The organism is Shewanella sp. SR44-3 (genome assembly GCF_014163735.1).
Lineage (GTDB): Bacteria > Pseudomonadota > Gammaproteobacteria > Enterobacterales > Shewanellaceae > Shewanella.
The window spans coordinates 1-245 of the sequence record NZ_JACJDV010000149.1 but is presented as its reverse complement, the minus strand read 5'-3'; the positions used below and the strand labels follow the sequence as shown (position 1 = coordinate 245).

General features: G+C 58.0%; 1 protein-coding gene. It reads left to right on the top strand.

Features of this window, described 5'->3' with window-relative positions; genetic code table 11:
* Positions 1–245: VCBS domain-containing protein (locus H5073_RS18170; protein WP_220488115.1), on the top strand; the 245-nt coding region annotated here is incomplete at both ends.

Below are 245 nucleotides of genomic sequence, written 5' to 3'. Positions count from 1 at the left end.
CCTGAGATTGCGGGCGATGATCTGGGCGCGGTCACTGAAGACGCCAACAACCCGACCTTAACTGACACTGGCACCTTGACCATCAATGATGCCGATGCTGGCCAGTCTGTATTCCAGGCAGGCACTGGCACCCCAAGCGCGGGTGCGCTCGGCAGCTTGACCATTGATGCTACGGGCAACTGGACTTATAACGTCGCGAACGCCGATGTGCAGTATTTGGCGGAAGGCGAAACCAAGGTTGAGAC